General features: G+C 46.3%; 9 protein-coding genes and 1 pseudogene. 7 read left to right on the top strand and 3 right to left on the bottom strand.

What is annotated here, in order from left to right:
• Positions 1-29: 29 nt before the first annotated feature.
• Entirely contained in the window at positions 30-944 is a 915-nt protein-coding gene (gene uvsE / locus EXU57_RS11050) for a UV DNA damage repair endonuclease UvsE (protein ID WP_133268260.1), read from the bottom strand.
• A gap of 684 nt (positions 945-1,628) precedes the next feature.
• Here uvsE and EXU57_RS11045 point away from each other — a divergent pair.
• The 3 genes and pseudogenes from EXU57_RS11045 to EXU57_RS11035 all read left to right on the top strand — a co-directional run bounded on the left by EXU57_RS11045 (position 1,629) and on the right by EXU57_RS11035 (position 7,617).
• The gene (locus EXU57_RS11045) at positions 1,629-2,135 is read left to right on the top strand and encodes a hypothetical protein (RefSeq protein WP_133268259.1); all 507 of its coding nucleotides are present in this window, start codon (positions 1,629-1,631) and stop codon (positions 2,133-2,135) included.
• 681 nt (positions 2,136-2,816) lie between these two features.
• A pseudogene (locus EXU57_RS11040) lies at positions 2,817-5,693 on the top strand (FG-GAP-like repeat-containing protein); the annotation flags it as partial.
• A 1,090-nt stretch (positions 5,694-6,783) separates the two neighbouring features.
• Positions 6,784-7,617 (top strand): rhomboid family protein, encoded by an 834-nt coding sequence (locus EXU57_RS11035; protein ID WP_133268257.1) that lies wholly within the window; start codon positions 6,784-6,786, stop codon positions 7,615-7,617.
• 319 nt (positions 7,618-7,936) lie between these two features.
• Here the strand turns inward: EXU57_RS11035 and EXU57_RS11030 are convergent, their stop codons facing one another.
• Positions 7,937-8,959: a LacI family DNA-binding transcriptional regulator gene (locus tag EXU57_RS11030; RefSeq protein WP_133268256.1), complete on the bottom strand. Its 1,023-nt coding sequence runs from the start codon at positions 8,957-8,959 to the stop codon at positions 7,937-7,939.
• Between the two features lie 237 nt (positions 8,960-9,196).
• On the opposite strand from EXU57_RS11030, the gene EXU57_RS11025 reads away from it, so the two are divergent.
• The 3 genes from EXU57_RS11025 to EXU57_RS11015 all read left to right on the top strand — a co-directional run bounded on the left by EXU57_RS11025 (position 9,197) and on the right by EXU57_RS11015 (position 11,012).
• Positions 9,197-9,478, top strand: coding sequence for a hypothetical protein (locus EXU57_RS11025; protein WP_133268255.1), 282 nt, complete (start codon positions 9,197-9,199; stop codon positions 9,476-9,478).
• A 144-nt stretch (positions 9,479-9,622) separates the two neighbouring features.
• Positions 9,623-10,768, top strand: coding sequence for an MFS transporter (locus tag EXU57_RS11020; protein ID WP_133268254.1), 1,146 nt, complete (start codon positions 9,623-9,625; stop codon positions 10,766-10,768).
• 28 nt (positions 10,769-10,796) lie between these two features.
• On the top strand, positions 10,797-11,012 hold the full coding sequence (locus EXU57_RS11015; protein ID WP_133268253.1) for a hypothetical protein: 216 nt from the start codon (positions 10,797-10,799) through the stop codon (positions 11,010-11,012).
• A 109-nt stretch (positions 11,013-11,121) separates the two neighbouring features.
• Here EXU57_RS11015 and EXU57_RS11010 read toward each other — a convergent pair whose 3' ends face one another.
• Positions 11,122-16,947 carry a cadherin-like beta sandwich domain-containing protein gene (locus tag EXU57_RS11010; RefSeq protein ID WP_165958108.1) on the bottom strand — a complete coding sequence of 1,942 codons (5,826 nt, stop codon included), beginning with the start codon at positions 16,945-16,947 and terminating at the stop codon, positions 11,122-11,124.
• A gap of 801 nt (positions 16,948-17,748) precedes the next feature.
• Here EXU57_RS11010 and EXU57_RS11005 point away from each other — a divergent pair.
• Positions 17,749-20,898, top strand: coding sequence for a SusC/RagA family TonB-linked outer membrane protein (locus tag EXU57_RS11005; RefSeq protein WP_165958107.1), 3,150 nt, complete (start codon positions 17,749-17,751; stop codon positions 20,896-20,898).
• The last annotated feature ends 17 nt before the right edge of the window (positions 20,899-20,915 follow it).

Here is a 20,915-nt window from a genome sequence, read left to right as displayed (position 1 = left end):
AAAGCAGGTCTACTCAAATGATCCAATAACTATTTATATCCCTTAACCCGGTATTCTTTTAGGTACCTGATCACTGCAGCCTCCTTCGATTTTGCTTCGAACATAACGTCTACCTCGTGGTTGTAACGGTTTACATGGCTGTAGAGGTAGTCGGCATGCGCGGTTGCAAGAGCAGCAGGGTCTTCATATTTTTTCTTAGGACTTGAAAAGTGCACCACCGGGGTAATATCCGCCGGCCATGTTTTTATTGCTGCCCTGAATGCTTCTTCTTCTGTTAGTCCGCCGGTGCAAAAACCGTGGTGAAAGTAGTCGAACACGACAGGGATGTTTACCTGGTTGTGCAACCATAATAAATCCTGTACACTAAACATGTTTGCTTTGTCGTCGTTTTCAACGGTGAGCCTTGATCTTACATTGTCCGGCAGTTTTGTAAAATTTTCTGCAAACCGGGCAAGTGCCGAAATTTTATCTCCATAGGCGCCACCGACATGAATATTGATTTTTGCAAACGGGGTCCTGGGAAGATCAAGGAGGTCCATTATTTCTGCATGTTGCCGGAGCTCTTTTGTGGTATTGGTCACGACCTGGTCTGAGTTGGCAGCAAGTATATTGAATGGACCGGGGTGGTATGTCAAACGCTGGCCGGTTTTAGCCACCTTTTCTCCACAGCGGGCAAGTATTTTCCTGATCGTTTCGTAATCGGGTAGTTCTTCTATCTCATATTCACTCATCCAGGGGATCATGTCGGAACTCATCCGGTACATCAGTATTTTATTTCTGGTGTTCCAATCGATAACCTTTTCAAAGTCGGTTATGTTAGCGAGGGCGAGTGTTGAAGTATAGGCTATTCCTTTCTCCAGAAAAATCCGCTTAATCGTAGAACGGTTCACTTTTACCTTGTCCGCGGCAAGGCTGAGGTTTATACAGGCATATCCAAAACGCATACCCTAGACAATCTAAAAATCATACCTGCAACGGTGCAGTTTAAGGTTTGAAGACACAACCTAACCCCGGTGTTCGGGGATCGGGTGGTTGTAAGGTTCGCTGGCATGGCCACCTATGCTATTCGTAAGATTAACCAACACGGATTACTATTGATCTCATTTGTTCCGGATCTCAACTTCGAAAGTTGAACGGATCATTACAGGATCAACGCCATTAGATGGTAATTATTTTATTTCGCCTCTTCAAGCCTTGAAACCCGTCCCATCATCTGTATACCGATTAGGACGCGTTAGTAACAATTTATCCCAACCGTAATTTTTGATCGTGATCTATTTTTGAACAGCATTCTACTCACGGTTTGATCTAAAGTCCGGCCACGCCCATTATTAAGCAAGTCGATATTTAAATGATTATCGTGGCCTTTAAGAATTTGAATTTCTGCGTTCTTAACACTATAGTGAATCAAACCGATTGTCGACCTTGCCAGGGACCCGCAGAAATACCCGACTTAGGCAAACAAGCCTCTGTGTTTTATTGTATATGGCAGATAGCAATGGTTGAAAGTGGTCAGAGCCTTTTAGTCTATTGAGTAAGACTTTGATTTGTTTGTAAGTAAGGAGATGCTACTGCAAACTCAACTTTACGATTTTACCTTTTGATAAGTAAACCATAAAACCTGGAAAATGAAATCACTTACCTTCTTGATAGTGGGCCTGCTTTCTTGTTTAGATGTGATTGCACAGATTGAACCGAGGGTCTCCCCAAAAGATTTGACGAAGTTGATTGGAGACTGGAAGGGTACACTTACTTACCTTGGCTATAGCACAAACAAGCCATTTAGCATGGAGGCCAACTTAAAAGTGCTTAAAGGCGACAGGAGTAATACCTTTCTATTTTATAATATTTACCCGTATGAACCCCAGGCAAATTCAATAGATACCCTCCTGCTTTCGAAGGAGGGAAAACGATTTGCGGACGAGGACGTAACATCGAAAAAGAAGCTCCGGGATGGTCGCCTGGAGGTGATGACCCAAATTGAGGGCAGAGATGGCAATGAAAATAACAAAGCAACAATCCGCCACATATACTTAATCAGCAGCGCTGATTTTTCAAAATCAAAATGGGTTCGTTTTGACGGAGCGCAAAATTGGATTAAGCGGAACGAATACCTTTTCCAAAAAGTGAAGTGAAGGGGACTTCCTGGTCAGCTGTTTTAATTTCAACTGCCTTCAAGTACATTCGAACTTGGCGGGGCACAAACAGGCGTCAATTGCCAAGCTGCACTTTATAAATCGGCGATCTCTTTTCGTAAAGTAAATACCAAACACTACCTGTCAAACCGCCCGAAGAAAAGTTTGGAATCATTACGTGAATTTTATTAGCTTCAAGGAAAGATTGACTGCTTTACTGTGCCATCCAAATATCTTCGGAAAAACTAGAAACTCTCCCCAGAGAAGAAGAAATCACCTGATAATTGCCCTGTGCATGCGCTGCTTTAAGTAATGAAACATCTTATTGGCATGGCTTATAGGCTCAAAAAGTAGAAGGAACGGGCTTGTGCATTGGCAGGTATTGAAACTTGTGAGAAGCAGGCCCGTTTAGGTTTTCGCATGGGCAACTTCGCCAGGTCTCGTTAAAACGAACCTTTGATCATTTACTAAAGAGGATAGTTTTTCAAATGGATCAATATGACGTCTTAAACCCGAATAATGACACCAAGCTTCTCAGCCAGAAGGAACGTCAAAAATAATATGAGGGTCAACCCGCGATAGCCATTATTAAAATGCCGGAACTCCGGTAAGTAGATTTACTCACGCCAAACCAACCCCTAAATCACAAAGACCTTCGTCCGCTCTGAAAATATCTCTTGTATGAAACGCAAAATTTTACTTGTTCTTTGTATCTCCTTTATTTTTCTTGTTAACCTGAAAGCACAGCGCGGGTCGGAGAGGTTTAAGGAGCACCGGAAGCCTGTTGCCGCTGCTGGTGACCTGGCTGGTGTTTGGAAAAGTGAATCGATATCCATTCGCCAAAACCATACTTATGCGGTAGCTGCTAATAAGTGGAAAATGTTAAGTACGACGCCGGGTACCACCAGCGGTGTTTCCCCCGAAATCATCACTTCGCCAGGTGTTACCGATACCAAACGCTCCCCTGCAATCGATACATCACTCCTGGTTTTGGATGCAGATAATCTTACCCTATCATCTGCACAGGTAAGCTTCACCACGAATTTCGTGTCAGGACAGGACAGGCTCAATTTTGTAAACAACAGTGCTGTCCTTCATGGCAATATCGTAGGCACTTACAATGTTGCGACGGGTATGCTTAGTTTGCAATCTCCCGGGGCAACGGCAACGCTCGGGCAATGGCAAAATGTGTTACGGTCAGTATTTTACCAGAATTTCAGTGTAGAGCCCAACACGCAAAACCGCACCTTAAGTTTCGTTGTTAATGATGGAACAACCAACAGTAATATCGCAACAAAAGAAATAACAGTTCCCAATTATAATGCTGCTCCTGTGTTAGCCGGTTCCGCTGGCAACCTTTCTATTATTGAAGGCAACAATGCACCAACACAATTTATCTCGGTATTTCCGACATTAACCGTTAGTGATCCCGATGGCGATGACGCAATAACTTTTTTAACTGTTCATGCTTCGCCACTTTTTTCGGGTACCCCCGTATTTGACCAGGAACTCCGCTTCGTAAATGATGGGGCCACAATGGGAAATATCATCGGAACTGATGAAACGCCTTTTCTGAAATTGGCTTCTGCGGGAAATACTGCAACCCTGGCAGAGTGGCAAAGTGCCTTGCGAAGTCTCTCATTTGGAGTAACCTCGGATAAGCCTGCCAACGCACACTGGATGGTTTCGGTAAATGGCTTTATAGCAAGGGGAGCTTCTATTTTTGGTCCGCAGGTAGTGGTTGCGATAACTTCTGTAAACGACGATCCGGTACTTACCACTTCAACGGGGCAAACCAATTTCGTTCCCGGCTCGCCGGCAACTGCAGTGATTGTCGACAATGCACTTGTAGTGTCAGACCTCGACAACGAAGCACTTTCGACAGCTGCTGTCAGCATCAGCAACAACTTTGTTGCCGGGGAAGATTTCCTTTTATTTACACCCTCTGCGCAAACCGGTAATATTTCGGGTAGTTACAATCCTGCAACAGGGGTACTCAACCTGGTGTCTGAACAAGCTACAGCAACACTTGCCCAGTGGCAGGCAGCACTACGTTCGGTAGCCTATAACAACAATTCGACTAGTCCCGGCCACCAGAGCCGCACCGTTACTTTTGTTGTAAACGACGGCACCACCAACAGTGCAGCGGCTGGTAAAGAGGTAGAAATCTCACACCGGACAACAGCAGAACCGCCTATTATCCTGTCGTTTTCACCCGGCGCCGCCCCGGTTGGAACTACCGTGACCATAACCGGACAGCATTTTAATAACCTGCCTTCAGCAAACGTGGTATACTTCGGTGCAGTGCAGGCTACCGTTACCAGTGCATCGCCTACAAGCCTGACGGTAACGGTGCCTGCAGGCGCCACGTACAAACCAATAAGTGTCCTAAACCGGGCTAATGGGCTAACAGGCTATTCTGCACAGTTCTTCGTAACTACTTTCATCAATCCGTTTGCTACAGGAATACCCACTACTTTCTACCAGCCGGGTGTAGAACTGCTAAGTCCTTCGTTACGCTCGATTGCCATTGGTGACCTTGATGGCGATGGCAAACCTGAAGTGGTCTCCCTTGGAAACGGTGAGGTCGTCGTACTCCGGAACATCTCCAACCCCGGGGCCACATCAATTGGGCCAGCTTCATTTGAGCAACCCGTAAGTTTCCCGGTAAGTACCAGCATCAATGCGGGTACTGTTCTCCTGTCTGATGTCGACGGTGATGGCAAACTTGACATTATAGTTCCTAATTATGCAACCTCTACGGTTTCCGTGCTCCGAAACACATCGGTGTCGCAGGGCATAACCAATACATCGTTTGCTCCGAAGGTTGAGTTTAGTACTGATCAATATGTTATTTCGGTAACCAGTGGTGATATTGATGGTGACGGTAAACCTGAACTGGTAACCATAAGCCCGTATTTTGTATCGGTGTTTCACAATCTTGCAACCCCGGGGGTGATCAATACTACTTCGTTTGCGCCAAGGGTAAGCTTGCAAGGATTGAACCCGAACGATGTGGGTTTAGCTACCGTTAGAATAGCTGATGTTGATGGCGACAACAAGCCCGACATCATAGCACATACCAATCGTATTTTCGTATTCCGGAATAAAGCTATACCCGGTGTAATAACCGCTTCTTCTTTTGCCCCACTGGTTGACCTGAATATGACCGGGGTAAAAACATTTGAAGTAGGCGATGTTGATGGAGATGGGAAGCTGGACCTTGCGGTTATCAGGGATCCATACACGGCGCCGGACGGCAACTCGGCCGGCAGAATAGCGATTGCGCACAATAGGGCAACACCGGGAAGTATTACCGCTGAATCGTTTGCACCAGGAGTTGACTTTGATACGCCTTATGACGTTTGGGCTTTGGCACTCGGGGATCTTGATGGCGACAGCAAACCTGATATGGCGGTAAGCACCACCTCGAGAATGGTTGTATTCAGAAATACTGCAACGCCAGGTTTGATAAACAACCAATCCTATTCGCCGGCAATCATTTTCCCGGGCTTTTGGTCGAATATCGCTGTTGGAGATGTTGACGCGGATGGAATACCTGAAGTTTTCACTTCAACATGGCCAACAAACCGCCTATCGGTATATAAGATCAGTAATGCGGCTAACCGGGTTACGTTTAGTGGTAAGGTTTACCTGCAAGGGAGTTATAACCCTTCTTCCGGCACAATGAACAACATTTTAAATACGTCGGGTATCCTCGGCAAAGCAGCCCGACATCACCCGTACAATGGAATTTGGTTCAAATATGCCGGCCGCGAAAAAGTAACATCAGCTTTTTATGAAGCCCACCCGGAAATTGTAGACTGGGTGTTGGTAGAAATCAGGGGGGGCTCTAGCCCGTCAACAGTGCTTGCTACAAGAGCCGCTTTTGTAAAACGCGATGGCACCCTGGTTGATATCAATGGCACCGATGCTGCTATAACTTTCGAGGGTATTTCCCCGGGCATATATTATGTTGCAATCCGCCACCGTAACCACCTGGGCATTCGTTCGTCTACCCCTGTTGACTTTACCTCGCGTAATGGCGTTTTTGATTTTACTATCGGTTCTGAAAAAGCATTTCAAAGTCAGGACTATACATCAACTGTACAGGTAGGACAGGTGTGGGCGATGCGCGCCGGAAACGCAAACAGCAACAACAATGTGAAGTATAATGGGCCGCAGAATGACCAGGACCGGATTCTAAATGCAAAGCTAGGAGGTTCGCTAAGCCTCGTGTTGTCGGACCAGTATTCAGTAGAAGACGTAAACATGGATGGGACCGTGAAGTCGAATGGTCCGGGTAATGACCAGAACTACCTCCTCAACATCATCCTGGGCGGACTATTGAGCAGGATATACCTTGAACAACTTTGATCACCCCGCTCCAATGGTTCGTAAAAGGCACAGAGACTTAATTGAATTAGGAAGGCGAGGGTGAATACGCTTTTACATATAAGGTCCTGCGTACAATCCGGCAATTTGGCGGCAATGCGTACTTTCTTTTAAAACAAACGCAAGTTCGGAAAGCTGCTATGTTTTCCGTAAACACCACATTAGCTTTGCTTAAATATTTACTAACTCTTATAATCTGTCATTCCAATCTGATTATTTTGATAACTTCAGGTGAAAAAGAACGACTACTTCAATGAATACGCCTGGAGTGCTGACATTTCTTCTGATTGTAACCAACGTTTTCTTCTCCTACCGGGGATTTAAGGATACTTCATTTTTCTTTAAATACCGTTTCGAGGTGGAACAGGTAACGGTTTATAAAGACTACAAGCGCCTTTTTACCTCCGGCTTCTTGCACGTGGGTTGGATGCACCTGATCTTCAATATGCTGGCTTTGTACTTCTTTAGCCTTTCGCTCGAAGCTTCACTTGGAACCGGGGAGGTATTGATTTTATATACCGCGGGGCTTGTTGGAGGGAACCTGATCAGCCTGTTAATCCATAAAAACGACAGTTCTTATGGATCCGTAGGTGCATCCGGGGCTGTTTTCGGTATTATGTTTAGTTCTATCGCCCTGTTTCCGGGTATGAAGATGGGATTGTTTTTGCTTCCGATCTCATTGCCGGGGTGGCTTTTTGGTTTAGCCTTTATCCTTTTTTCCATTTATGGCATCCGCTCCCGGTCTAACAATATCGGCCACGACGCTCACCTGGGAGGTGCACTAGCCGGTATGCTGGTCGCTATTCTGCTGCATCCTTCGGCACTGTCCAATAATCTCCCAACGATACTCATTTTGACGGTTCCCGCGATTGTCTTCCTTTATATCATCGTAAAAAGACCTTCGCTCCTCCTGGTCGACAATCTTTTTTTTCGTAAACGCCGGCAACTCACGGTTGAAGACAAGTATAACATGCGTAAGCGCAACAAGCAGGAAGAGTTGGACCAGGTGCTTGAAAAGATCCACACAAAGGGGATGAGCAGCCTAAGTAAAAAGGAAAAAGAATTGCTACAGGAATTTTCAAGGTGAGCATCTCGTACACAAGTGAGCTAATCGCTCCTCTTGATATTGTCGTTTTCCCTTAATACAAAACGTTGTTGGGTTAGCGGCGGGTGGAACTTGCTTCACCGCTGATTTTAGCCCGGAAAAGTTAGCCTGTTGAAGGCAGGCGGATAGAAGTGGATACCCCGCTGAAGGCGCTGTGCGTAGGCCTGCGGCGGAGTAGCAACGGATAGCCGCGACCAAAGCCCCGGGACGTACTAGGGGTATGCTGCCCAAAAATCCTTGTCGGTATATTTAGATGGAACAGGGCGCCATTTCCTCGAACAATCACCATTTGCGAGGAGTTTTATTGGTCTTGCCTTATGGACGATTTTCGTACTACGAGTGTGCCTTCGAGCCTGAATTGTTGTATGCCCCCATTTTTCTCGATGCTATCGAGCAGGATTTTTGTTGCAAGTTCTCCCATCTCTTTGAGTGGCTGCCGGATGTGTGTAAGTGGCGCATAGAAAAGTTCTGAGGCGTCGGACTCGTCGAATGAAACGATCGCCACATTATCGGGAACGCGTACCTGAGAAGTGTTCAGGTATTTAAGTCCGAAAGTAGAAATGGTATTTGATGCAAACACTATTGCATCAACGGGTTCGGGTAGGTGAAGCAGCTGATCGAGTGCAAGGTGAACTTCGTTTCCAGTTGTATAAACCCCAACTTTCTTTATCCAATCCTGATTTACGATGATCCCATGTTGGTTGAGTGCGCTCAGGTATCCCCTGGTACGTTCCTGCAGATGGTAGAGCGGAGTATCGTAGGTGATTATGCCAACCCGGCGCCATCCGTTTTCCAACAGGTGGGCAACTGCGGTGAAGGCGGCTTTATGGTTGTCGATACCAACATAGCTTGCGGCAACATCAGGATAGAACCTGTCGATCATGACAAAAGGAACTTCATTTTCCTGCAAATACACAATTTCACCTTCTGAGTGCTCCGTCGGTGAAATGATGAAGCCATCTACCTGGTGGTTTAAAAGGATGTCGATGAGTTTGGTAGAACGGGCGGTGTTTTCATCTGAACTTCCAAAAAGCACCGTATAGTTGCTGCGTTCGGCAGCATCTTCAATAATGCGGGTCAGGCTGGCGGAGAAAGCGTTTGAAATATCCGCCACAATCAATCCTATGGTAAAGGTTTTATTTGTTTTAAGACTTCGGGCAACATGATTGGTACGATAGTTTAACTCCAGCGCAACTTTCCTGATCTTCTCGGAAACTATCTTGCCGATCCTTCCTTCTTTCTGGTTGTTTAAGACATAAGAAACCAGGGCTGTAGAAACTCCTACGCGCTCAGCGATATCTTTTAACGAGGTTTTCTTCTTCATCTGGCAGTAATCTTCAGGTCAAGTTAACTTTCTGACAAATGTAGGGCTTTGATAACCGACCAAAGAGGCAGCCGTAAAATGTTGATCGTAGATGCTTTAGCCCGGTTTGCTCATGGATCAGGTCAGTGTCCTTCATAATTGGAATGATGTGTTGGCACAGTTTTCGATTATGTTTAATCGATTAAACAAGTTTTTATAACTTTGTGGCTGGTTTTTTATTGAATTAAAACTTTGAGTATGGTTACTAACATCACAGCAGGAGTAATTGGCTGTAGTATGAAAGAGGAGTTTTTTGCAACTTCTGTTCACAACGAAATTGAAAAGTTTCACTGGAAAAAGGTGCATTCCACCAAGGCGGCACCAACTCACCTTCAACACACTTTTCCAGACACCGAGGTGGTGGATAGTGTACAAGCAATTGTTAACGATCAGGATATTTCGCTTGTTTTTGTATCCTCTGATCATTTACGGGAAGTTCCGGTTATTCTTGAAGCCGGGAAAGCGGTTAGAATTATTTGATAACGGCTCTTAAAATCATATGAAAACGGATGTTCCGGCTAAGCCGGAGCGGATTAAACGAATATACGATTGCCTGCTATGTATTCCGTAGCAGGCAATTTTTATACCTGGAAGGAAGCTACCAGGGGTTTTTAAAGTATTATTATGAACATCGCATTACCATTTAGTTACCGCGTGAACCGGATCGCGGTTAGTATTTTTTTCTTTATTGCCGGGCTTACCTTTTCAACATGGGCAAGCCGGATACCGGATGTAAAAAACAGTTTGGGTTTAAGTGACGCCGGTTTGGGAGTGGTATTATTTGCTTTACCAGTTGGCCAAATGATCAGCCTGCCGTTATCGGCATGGCTGATTTCGAGGTTCAGCAGCCGTAACGTAGTTATAACCGCAGCGCTGCTGTATCCCACAACCCTGATATTGCTTGGTTATTCAACAGCAACCTGGCAGTTAGTGATTGGCTTGTTTCTGTTTGGCTTATGGGCGAACCTCATGAACATCGCTATGAATACACAGGCTGTAGGAGTTGAAAAGTTATATGGCCGTTCGATAATGGCCTCATTTCATGGACTATGGAGTCTTGCCGGGTTTACCGGTGCAGTAACAGGCACTTTCTTTATTTCTAACGGAATAAGTCCACTTGTTCACTTTATCATTATTGCTACAGCCAGCGCATTGATGGTGTTTGTTGCATTTAAATATGCTTTACCCACGGATGAGCAGGATGGTAGCAGTGGCCGCCTGTTTACCCGGCCGGATAAACAGATCCTTATATTGGGCCTGATCGCTTTCTGCTGTATGCTTTGCGAGGGTGCAATGGCAGACTGGAGCGGAGTATATTTTGAGAAGGTTGTAAACGCGCCGGTATCGCTGGTTACTGTTGGCTACGTGGCTTTTACCTGTACAATGGCTACCGGAAGGTTTGTTGGTGACTGGCTGGTTACCCGCTTCAATGTGAAACGGATGCTGCAGACCAGCGGGATTATGATAGCAGGAGGTCTGATGATTGCCATCTTACTGCCTGGATTTGTAACCGCTACTGTTGGTTTTCTATTGGTTGGATTTGGTGTTTCGTCGGTAGTGCCCATTGTTTATGGTCTTGCCGCTAAAAACGGAACGATGTCAACCAGTGCGGCTCTTGCAGCAGTTTCGTCCATCAGTTTCCTTGGGTTTCTGATAGGACCACCGGTTATCGGCTTCATTTCTCAACTATCAGGTATGCAAGTAGCTTTTTCGGTTATCGCGCTGATGGGTTTTGGTACAACCCTGCTTGCATCAAGCATTAAACAATAGTTATCCAGTACCCAAAAAAGATTATCACATGAACACATTATATAAGAGAACGAAACCCGTTCACACGATTTCAGGCTATCATCCAAGGGGTGGGTTTATCGCTACTCCTAAGCCTGAGCAACAGTCGGGAATTACCGGTAAGACAAAAGATGGCGGTTATATCGCCTGGCCTGAAAGCAAGAAGCCTAAGGTAAGATCCTTCAATTGTATCAAAACCGTTTTGAAGGCACTTAAAAGAGCTTAAAACTTACGCCAAAAAAAAGGGTGTAGCAAACCATTATAGTTTGCCACACCCTTTTTTATTTAGATAAGAATCACACCTTAAAGAAGCGATCCGGTATTCAACTGCCCTGCTAGTGTTGCAGCGAAATTTTACTCACTTCAACCCCCCGGTTGGTAATCACCTTGACCAGGTACATTCCGGATGCCTGGTTAGTCAGGTCGAAAGTGTTGCCTGATTTAGACCCGTTCCATTTTTTCCGGGCGACGATTGTTCCATTCTTATCAACGATCTGGATTTCGGCTGTTTTCACATCCATTTGATCGAGGTATACGGTAATCATTCCGGTACTCGGATTGGGGTACGACCTTACCGATACGCTATTGTTGTTGAACTCCTGAACAGCATTGCCTGTTACACTTGTTGGCAATCCTGAGATCTGGGCCCCGATGTTTATGCGGTCAATTGGCTGGCCGGGACAGGCGCCGAGCATTGCCCCATTACCAAGCTGCATTTCTACGGCATTTGACGACAGGCACAGGCTGTTGCTAACGCCGGAGTTGCCGTTTGCGAATTTACAAATTGCAACCTTGTTGTTTCCACAGGTAATGTCGATGACCTTTATGCTTTTAACTGCGGTAGCAGTGTTGCCGAAGTTGTCTCTTACCGTGACGGTGTAGTTGTATGTGCCTTCTTTACTTGGATTAACCACTATTGATTGGGTAGTTGCACCTGTGGACCATTTATAGGTGTTTCCGCCAAGGCCGCCATTTGGCTGTGCCGTGAGTGTTAAGGTAGAGGGCCCGTAACCGAGGTATATGGTATTTGCACTTCCACCCGGATTAACCGCATACATGTCAGGGATTGTCGCACCCATTTGCACGATTGCTCTCATAACCGTAATTACATAAGTACGGATGCTCAGATCCTGTGCTGTAACAATAATGGTGATAACGTTGGCGCCCGGCAGCAGGTTTATTGGGGCAGATGCATTTCCACTAACGAGGCCCAAAGCATTTATGGTCATGCTTGCGTTAGCATCCTGCGTTAAAGCTGTTACACTTAATGTTGATACAGTAGCGGGAACCGAAGCCGTATAGAGTAGTACTGAAGTCGAAAACGATGGTGAAAGAACACCCTGGCTTAAGGTAATGTTCAACAGGTTGTTATTCGACGAAAGTGGCGTAGCCTTGTTCACGATAATTGTATAAGACTTCGTCGAAAGGTCTTCGGCAGTAACTACAATGTTGATCGTGTTATTACCGGTGTTGAGCGTAATAGGTCCGGATGCCGATCCGCTTGAAACCAGCGACCCGTTTACCGTGATCTTTGCACGTGGATGTTCCGCAGTTGGCGTAACGGTGATTGACGCTACGCTGCTTCCAACACCAGCCGTATAACTTGTTTGTGCCGCGGCGAATGAAGGCGACAATGTTCCCGCACTAAGGAGCACGTTAACCAGGTTGTTATTATTGCTGAGATCAGCCGTCCTGGACACCCGCACCGTGTAGGTTTTTACCGATTGATCCTGTGCAGTTACAGCAATGGTAATCGTGTTATTGCCGGTATTCAGGTTGATGGGGGCTGATGTGCCTCCGCTTGCAACGGGATTACCATCAACGGTTATTCTTGCGGCTGCATCTTCAGCAGTCGGGATGATTGTCATAGAAGTGGTACTGCTGCTAACGCTTACATTATAACTTGTTGTTCCGCTGCTGAACGAGGGCGACAGACTACCTGCACTAAGCACCAGGTTCGAGAGGTTGTTGTTCGAGCTGACAACGGCGGCTTTGTTAACGGTAACGGAATAGGTTTTTACAGATTGATCCTGCGCTGTCACTATGATATTGATTGTTCTATTGCCGGTATTCAGGGTAATGGGGGCTGATGTGGCTCCACTTGCGACCCCAATGCCATCAACAGTTATCGTTGCTGCCGGGTCTTCTGCGGTTGGTGTAAGAGTAATAGAACCAGTGCTGCTGCCAATGCTTACATTATAACTTGTTGTTCCGCTGCTGAAAGATGGCGAAAGACTACCTGTACTAAGCACCAGGTTAGAGAGGTTGTTGTTTGAGCTTACAACAGCGGCTTTGTTGACAGTAACGGAATAGGTTTTTATAGATTGATCCTGCGCTGTCACCACAATATTGATTGTTCTATTACCGGTATTCAGAGTAATGGGGGCTGATGTGCCTCCGCTTGCAATAGGAGTACCGTCGATGGTGATCGTTGCTGCCGGGTCTTCCGCTGTTGGTGTAAGGGTAATGGAACCAGTGGTACTTCCAACGCTTACATTATAACCTGTTGTTCCGCTGCTGAAAGCTGGCGAAAGACTACCTGTACTAAGCACCAGGTTAGAGAGGTTGTTGTTTGAGCTTACAACAGCGGCTTTGTTAACGGTAACGGAATAGGTTTTTACAGATTGATCCTGCGCTGTCACTACGATATTGATTGTTCTATTACCGGTATTCAGGGTAATGGGGGCTGATGTGCCTCCGCTTGCAATAGGAGTACCGTCGATGGTGATCGTCGCTGCCGGATCTTCCGCGGTTGGTGTAAGGGTAATAGAACCGGTGCTACTTCCAACGCTTACATTGTAACCTGTTGTTCCGCTGCTGAACGAAGGCGATACACTACCTGCACTAAGCACCAGGTTAGAGAGGTTGTTGTTTGAGCTTACAACAGCGGCTTTGTTGACGGTAACGGAATAGGTTTTTACAGATTGATCCTGCGCTGTCACTACGATATTGATTGTTCTATTACCGGGACTCAGGGTAATGGGGGCTGATGTGCCTCCGCTTGCGATCCCAATGCCATCAACAGTTATCATTGCTGCCGGATCTTCCGCGGTTGGTGTAATGGTAATAGAACCAGTACTGCTGCCAACACTTACATTATAAGCAGTTGTTCCGCTGCTAAAGGCGGGCGACAGACTACCTGCACTTACTGCCAGGTTTGAAAGGTTGTTGTTGGCATTTACAACTGCTGCCTTGTTAACGGTGATAGCATAACCTTTTGTAGACTGGTCTGGCGCGGTCACCACAATCGAAATCGTGGTATTGCCGGTATTTAGGTTGATGGGAGCTGACGTTCCTCCGCTTGCTACCCGGTTGCCATCAACAGTAATTGTTGCCCCGGGATCTTCCACGGTTGGGGTTACCGAAATGGATCTAACATTGCTTCCAACATTGAGGGTATAGTCGGTTATTCCTGCGTTAAATGCCGGAGATACTCCGCCTGCACTCGTTGTAAGATTAGAAAGATTATTATTTGATGATGCCGGTGCTGCCCTGTTAACGATGATTGCGTAACCTTTTAACGACTGGTCCGGAGCAGTGATAACAATCGAAATCGTGGTATTGCCGGTATTTAGATTAATTGGAGCTGAAGTTCCTCCACTTGCCACGGGGCTGCCATCAACGGTGATTGTTGCCCCGGGATCTTCAACGGTCGGGGTTACCGAGATGGATCCAACATTGCTTCCAACATTGAGGGTATAGTCGGTTATTCCTGCGTTAAATGCCGGAGATACTCCGCCTGCACTCGTTGTCAGATTAGAAAGGTTATTGTTTGATGATGCCGGTGCTGCCCTGTTGACGATGATTGCGTAACCTTTTAACGACTGGTCGGGAGCGGTGATTACAATCGAGATGGTGGTATTGCCGGTATTTAGGTTGATGGGAGCTGAAGTTCCTCCACTTGCCACGGGGCTGCCATCAACGGTGATTGTTGCCCCGGGATCTTCAACGGTCGGGGTTACCGAGATGGATCCAACATTGCTTCCAACATTAAGGGTATAGTCGGTTATTCCTGCGTTAAACGCCGGAGATACTCCGCCTGCACTGGTTGTGAGATTAGAAAGGTTATTGTTCGATGATGCCGGTGCTGCCCTGTTGACGATGATTGCGTAACCTTTTAACGACTGGTCGGGAGCGGTGATAACAATCGAGATGGTAGTATTGCCGGTATTTAGGTTGATGGGAGCTGAAGTTCCTCCGCTTGCCACGGGGCTGCCATCAATGGTGATTGTTGCCCCGGGATCTTCCACCGTTGGGGTTACCGAAATTGACGCAACATTATTTCCAACATTAAGGGTATAGTCGGTTATTCCTGCGTTAAACGCCGGAGATACTCCGCCTGCACTCGTTGTCAGATTAGAAAGGTTATTGTTCGATGATGCTGGTGCGGCCTTAATTACGGTAATCGTATAACCTTTCATAGCCTGGTCCGACGCAGTTACCACGGTTGTAATGGTATTGGTACCGGTGTTGAGCACTATTGGTGCTGAAGTGCCTCCGCTGGCAACCCCCATGCCTTCAACCCTGATCGTTGCTGAAGGATCCTCAGCTGTTGGGGTTATAGCAATCGTGGCTACCTCACTGCCAACATTTATGGTGTAGGCAAGTGTACCTGCATTAAATGCCGGCGAAAGTCCGCCTGCGCTGGTGAACAGGTTCGAGAGGTTGTTGTTGGATGATACTGGTGCGGCCTTGTTTACGGTAATGGTATATCCTTTCATGGACTGGTCGGCCGCGGTGACTACGGTTGTAATGGTATTGGCGCCAGTATTAAGCACGATTGGCGCTGTAGTTCCTCCGTTTGCAACTCCCATGCCTTCAACCCTGATTGTTGCAGCAGGGTCCTCAGCAGTTGGAGTAATTGAAATTGCGCTTACATTACTTCCAACATTTATGGTGTAGGAAAGTATACCTGCACTAAACGCGGGCGAAAGTGCGCCAGCACTGGTTAGCAGGTTCGAAAGGTTGTTGTTGGAAGATATCGGTGCCGCCGCTTTTTCGACAGTAATTGTGTAATTTTTGGTGGAACCATCCTGGGCAGTTACCGTTACATTTATGGTATTATAGCCGGGATTCAATTGAATCGGAGCCGAAGAATTGCCGCTTCCGACAGGTAAGCCATTTACAGCTACAGATGATGTGGGATCAGCCAGTGTTGGCGAAACTGAAATACTCGCAACTTGTGAAGGGACCTGCGCGGTATACGCTGATATAGAAGGGTTGAAAGAAGGGCTTAGTGTGCCCTGGCTTAATACAAGGTTGGATAAATCCGGAGAAGTCTCAAAACGGTGGGCATTAAAGATGTCCCATCCATACTGGATCATCCCTGTTGCATCATAGTGCGCATAGTCAAATAGGGGATAGCGATCGGTATCGATCCACAAAGCATTGTTTGCAGGAACAGCGCAGTAATCCATTTGTGCTTGTCGAACCAGGTTTCGGTAGGGAAATGACTCTCCCGGCGCGTATAAGCGACCAATTACTTTTTTGTATGATGTATTGGGAAGGTTGTATTGACGAACGATGCCCTGCCATAAAGCATCGAAACCATTAAAGAAATCATATAAACCTTTCAGATAAGCACTTGCCTGCTCCTGGCGGCCGATCTTGGCGTCATTTTCTCCGGCAATCCAGATAACACCCCTGAGGTCAAGTTTATAACCCTGTTGTGTTGCCTGGGCCACGGCCATTGGGAGCCATTGTGATAATTGTGAAAACCTGGTGCCGTCTCCTCCCGTGTATAGCGGAACGGGTTTCCAGTCAATCAGGAGGGATGAGTTGGCCTGTCCCTGCTTATATATGAATCGCTGCCTTGGCAATTGGTCCTGTAATGCTTTAAAGAAAGAAGCTTCGGGGCCAAACTGTGTAGGATCTGCAAAGTTTTCGCACATCGTATTCACTCCTACATTCATAGGCTCGAGCTTAGCGCTAAAACCGCCCCGCCCGGGGTTCCAAATGGTTGTGCGGGGCACAGTGCCGGCGTAAACGGCTGCCTGCTGAGGCGACATCAGGTTAATGGGTGTCCAACCTGCGTTTGACTCACCCAGGATAATGTAAAATGGTGCGGTGTTTTGTTGAGCAACAGAGGAACTGGTAATCAGCAAGATTGCGCACATAAAAGTCACAATGCTGATACCGAGCCGGTTGTAAAGTTTTCGCATAATTGCGTGGTGAAAGGTTGAGTATTCGGGAAATGGTTGGCGCACACGAGAATGCAATATCAATGCCATATGATCAAATTCGTTAATAAAAAATTAAACATCTGCATTAAAGCTTTCCGGGAAAGAAAATGTGCTTGCTTGTTCAGGTTTTTTACAGGTGGAAGGTACCCGTTTATCGGTGTTTGTCTAGCAAAAATAGAAGGCTCCTTCATAGCAATCACCTGACCAAATGTCGCAATCCTGGGAATTTGTTGATATGCTAATAGGAATTGTTGAAAAATGTATCCACAACTTACCCGCTGTATAATACCCAGCTAACCATTCACAAAGACCGGGCATACATAGAGGTTGGGCGGTTGTACCCTGCTGCCATTCAGCGTATTAGTCTATATAATTCAGTTGGGGCCACGTTTTTGCGACTTTCCATTCAGGCGGATAAGGCGAGGTGAACAGGAATTAGGTGTTATCAAAGTGGTGGTGCCTAACGCGCCCATGAGAATTGACAATCCGTCACCTGCATGGATACAATCTGTTCACAACCGGTTAAATATTGCAAAGAGAGATTGATATAACCCCAATAATTTTATAAAAGTTAACAAATCGGTAAAGTCCTATTATACAGGTGTATAGTTGCGCTTTACAAGCTCCAACAATTCCCGGTAAAAAGAGGCTTTAATACGTCCAATGTTTGTGATAGCCGGACGACTTTCCTGGTGTGTCTATCAGCTACCAAAGCACCACCCTGTACGCAGTTGGTACAGCAGATTACTTTGCCCCACCATCAACTCTAAATTAAATGCAATGACAAAAAGAGGTCACCTATTTTCACGACACCTGCTACAAGTCCTGATTGTTGTAGCAAGCATTTTGTCTTCCTTTTCCGCGCTTGCCCAGGGCAAAATAACAGGGCGGGTGCTCGACAAGCAAAGCAGGCCGATTGAAGGCGCTACCGTGCAGGTAAAGAATGGTAAAGCAAGTACCACAACTGATGCAGAGGGTAAATTTGCTATAGCCGCTCAACCCAATGCTACCTTGGTCGTTACGTTTGTGGGCTACGCTTCGTCGGAAGTAAAAGTAAGTAACGATAAGGCCATTGATATTTCGCTTGAAGAATCAAACAAGGCAATGGATGATGTGGTGGTAATTGGCTACCAGAGTGTACAACGAAGAACCACCAGTGCAGCCATATCTACCGTAAAAGGTAAGGATATAGAAAACATGCCCTATCCAACATTTGACCAGATGCTTCAGGGGCGTGTCGCCGGACTTAACGTGTTGAACATCTCCGGAGAGCCGGGTGCCAATAACATCGTAAATATCCGGGGTAGTTCTGCTGTTACCGATCCAAATGCAATTAGTGCACCCCTTTACGTGATCGACGGTATCGTATTCGACGTAAGTGATCAGCGCAATGCAGGCCCCGCAATGAACCCGCTCGCATCCATCAACCCAAATGATATCGAGTCCATCGACATATTAAAAGACGCATCTGCTTCTGCAATCTATGGTTCACGTGCCGGTAACGGGGTAATCATCGTAAGAACCAAGAGGCCAAAAGGTGGGGTTCCGCAGATCAGGGTGAGCTCTTACGTAGGCATAAGTACCAAGCCAAGGATGAAACCTATGATTGTTGGGGCAGCCGAAAGACAGCAAAAGATGGATATCCTTACACAATATGGTAGTTACGCCGGGATGCAGAATCTTAGCCAGCTACTTACCGATAGTTTAAATCCTGCTTTCAATAATAACGTCGACTGGCAGGGCTTGTTCCTCAAAAACGCCATGATCAATAACGTTGAGGCAAGCATTGCGCAAGCCACTGATAAGTTCGGGTACAGGTTGTCGTTCAGTCGGTACTACGAAGACGGGGTTATGCGCGGTTACGATTTCCAGAGAACAGCGCCCCGCTTGTTTATCTCGGCAAAGCCAACCGATAAGCTTGAAATTACAACCGACCTCTTCCTGAATTTTCAGAAAACAAAACATGGTCCGGGCAATACCGGTTTTTCAAGGTATCCCTTCAATGTATGGGGTTTCCCTTCCTCTTTCTGGCAATTGTCTGAGAAAGACATGATGAACTATACAGGTCGCAACGACCAGGTGTATGACGACGACCGCTCTACCGCTTTAAATGGTAATACCCGCGCGATTTATAAGTTTACCGACAACCTTATTCTGACCAGTTCAATGTCATACAACTTTAATATCAACCGGCGCGATTACCTTGAACACAGGTCAGTAAATCCTAACCTGAGAAATGATGCAACCAGCAGCGTTTCAAACAGCCGACGTTGGGAAAATGAAAACTTCGTTACCTATAATAAGACAATTAAGAACGATCATAATACAAGTATTCTCCTGGGCCAGGGTGCAGAAGAAGCTGTAAATAACAGCACCTTCCTGCGCGGAAATAATATTGCAGCTAATTCAATTGTGGTTGTGCGAGGTGTTCCCTCAGGACCAAACCTTAGCGGTAACAGCAATATGGAAGAAAGAGGACGTTTTTACTATTTCTCCCGGGTACACTATGATTACAAAGGTAAATATGGTTTGGACCTGAGCTTCAGAAGGGAAGCGTCATCACGTTTCAGTGCTGATGATCGTTGGGGAAGCTTTCCGGCAGTTTCAGCTCTTTGGGTAGTTTCTGATGAGAAATTTTTCCAACCATTAGCTAAGGTGGTTAACTTCCTGAAATTTCGTGCAAGCTTCGGTATTACCGGACGTGACCCTATTTCGTACTATGGCCGGTATATCGCTTTAACTAACAATTCCGGGTACAATGGTTCATCAACCGGTGCGGGCGGTGGTGCAAATCTTACCTACAATGGGGTTACATCAGCTTACCCAGACTATGGTGCTACCGCTGCGGTTCCCGGCATATCGTGGGAGAGCGCTCCCCAAACCAACATTGGTGTTGACCTCAACTTGTTTAAAGACCGGATCAGTATCACTGCGGATGCCTATTCAAGAGATAACAAAAACCTCGTTTTTGACGTTCCGGTACAGGTGACAACAGGCTTTGTACAGGCGAGAAACAACTACGTTGACGTTCGCAACAGGGGTGTTGAATTAACGTTAACAACCCAAAACCTGGCGCGTCAATCAAGAGTTAAGTGGACCACCACTTTAAACCTTGCATACAACCAGAACTTCATCGTTAAACTCCCTTACGACAACCGCGACTTCGGATTTGGACAGCCGTGGTTACGGCGGGTGCTTACTATTGGTCAACCAGCGTTCCAGTTCTATGTTTGGGACGTGCCGGGGATCTATAATAGCATGAGTGACATTCCCGTAGATCCATTAACAGGACGCAGGATTACCATAAACACCAATCCTTCATTTTCACCAGGCGACCCGGCCCGTCGCGATATTAATGGCGACTACCAGATCAATGATTTTGACAGGATTTACATGGGCGATCCGAACACCAGGTTATCAGGTGGATTTATCAATAGCCTGAACTACAAAGGCTTCAGTTTACAGGTGCTCTGCAACTTTATTACCGGCCGTAAATTGTGGAACGGCTATGTTTCTGATAAGATGCAGGATGCGGGTAACACCAACCCATACGTGCGCTGGGGACCAACCTCTGCCGTTTCATCAGATTTTCGCGGTGCCCAATTCTGGTTCCCGGGTGTAACCGATGCACAATATCCAGGTTTGCTCGTGAACAATGTCGATAAATGGCATATTGCGCAATCATTCTACGTTGAGGATGCAGGATTCTTCAGGCTGAAGAATATCATGCTTGGCTATACTTTGCCGCCAGCGATCTCTAATCGCATTAAAATGAAACAGGTAAGGCTATACGGTTCAATTGACAATATCTGGGTTTATTCAAACGCCACGGTTCCGGATCCTGAACCGGTTTCTCCTGATGGTTATTCAAACGGGAACGATTATCCTTTACCCCGGAAGATGACATTGGGCCTCGAAATTAATTTCTAATCAACAAGAAGCTTAAG

This window comes from Segetibacter sp. 3557_3 (assembly GCF_004354985.1).
In the GTDB taxonomy this organism is placed as follows: Bacteria; Bacteroidota; Bacteroidia; order Chitinophagales; family Chitinophagaceae; genus Segetibacter.
The sequence above is the reverse complement of the archived record's forward strand: the minus strand, read 5'-3'. Positions and strand labels throughout refer to the sequence as shown.

What these genes read in the sequence shown, in the direction of transcription:
- EXU57_RS11030 (WP_133268256.1), bottom strand. Translation starts at nt 8,959, where the DNA reads ATGAAGAAGAAAACCTCGTTAAAAGATATCGCTGAGCGCGTAGGAGTT.
- EXU57_RS11045 (WP_133268259.1), top strand. Translation starts at nt 1,629, where the DNA reads ATGAAATCACTTACCTTCTTGATAGTGGGCCTGCTTTCTTGTTTAGAT.
- EXU57_RS11025 (WP_133268255.1), top strand. Translation starts at nt 9,197, where the DNA reads ATGGTTACTAACATCACAGCAGGAGTAATTGGCTGTAGTATGAAAGAG.
- EXU57_RS11010 (WP_165958108.1), bottom strand. Translation starts at nt 16,947, where the DNA reads ATGCGAAAACTTTACAACCGGCTCGGTATCAGCATTGTGACTTTTATG.
- uvsE (WP_133268260.1), bottom strand. Translation starts at nt 944, where the DNA reads ATGCGTTTTGGATATGCCTGTATAAACCTCAGCCTTGCCGCGGACAAG.
- EXU57_RS11005 (WP_165958107.1), top strand. Translation starts at nt 17,749, where the DNA reads ATGACAAAAAGAGGTCACCTATTTTCACGACACCTGCTACAAGTCCTG.
- EXU57_RS11020 (WP_133268254.1), top strand. Translation starts at nt 9,623, where the DNA reads ATGAACATCGCATTACCATTTAGTTACCGCGTGAACCGGATCGCGGTT.
- EXU57_RS11015 (WP_133268253.1), top strand. Translation starts at nt 10,797, where the DNA reads ATGAACACATTATATAAGAGAACGAAACCCGTTCACACGATTTCAGGC.
- EXU57_RS11035 (WP_133268257.1), top strand. Translation starts at nt 6,784, where the DNA reads ATGAATACGCCTGGAGTGCTGACATTTCTTCTGATTGTAACCAACGTT.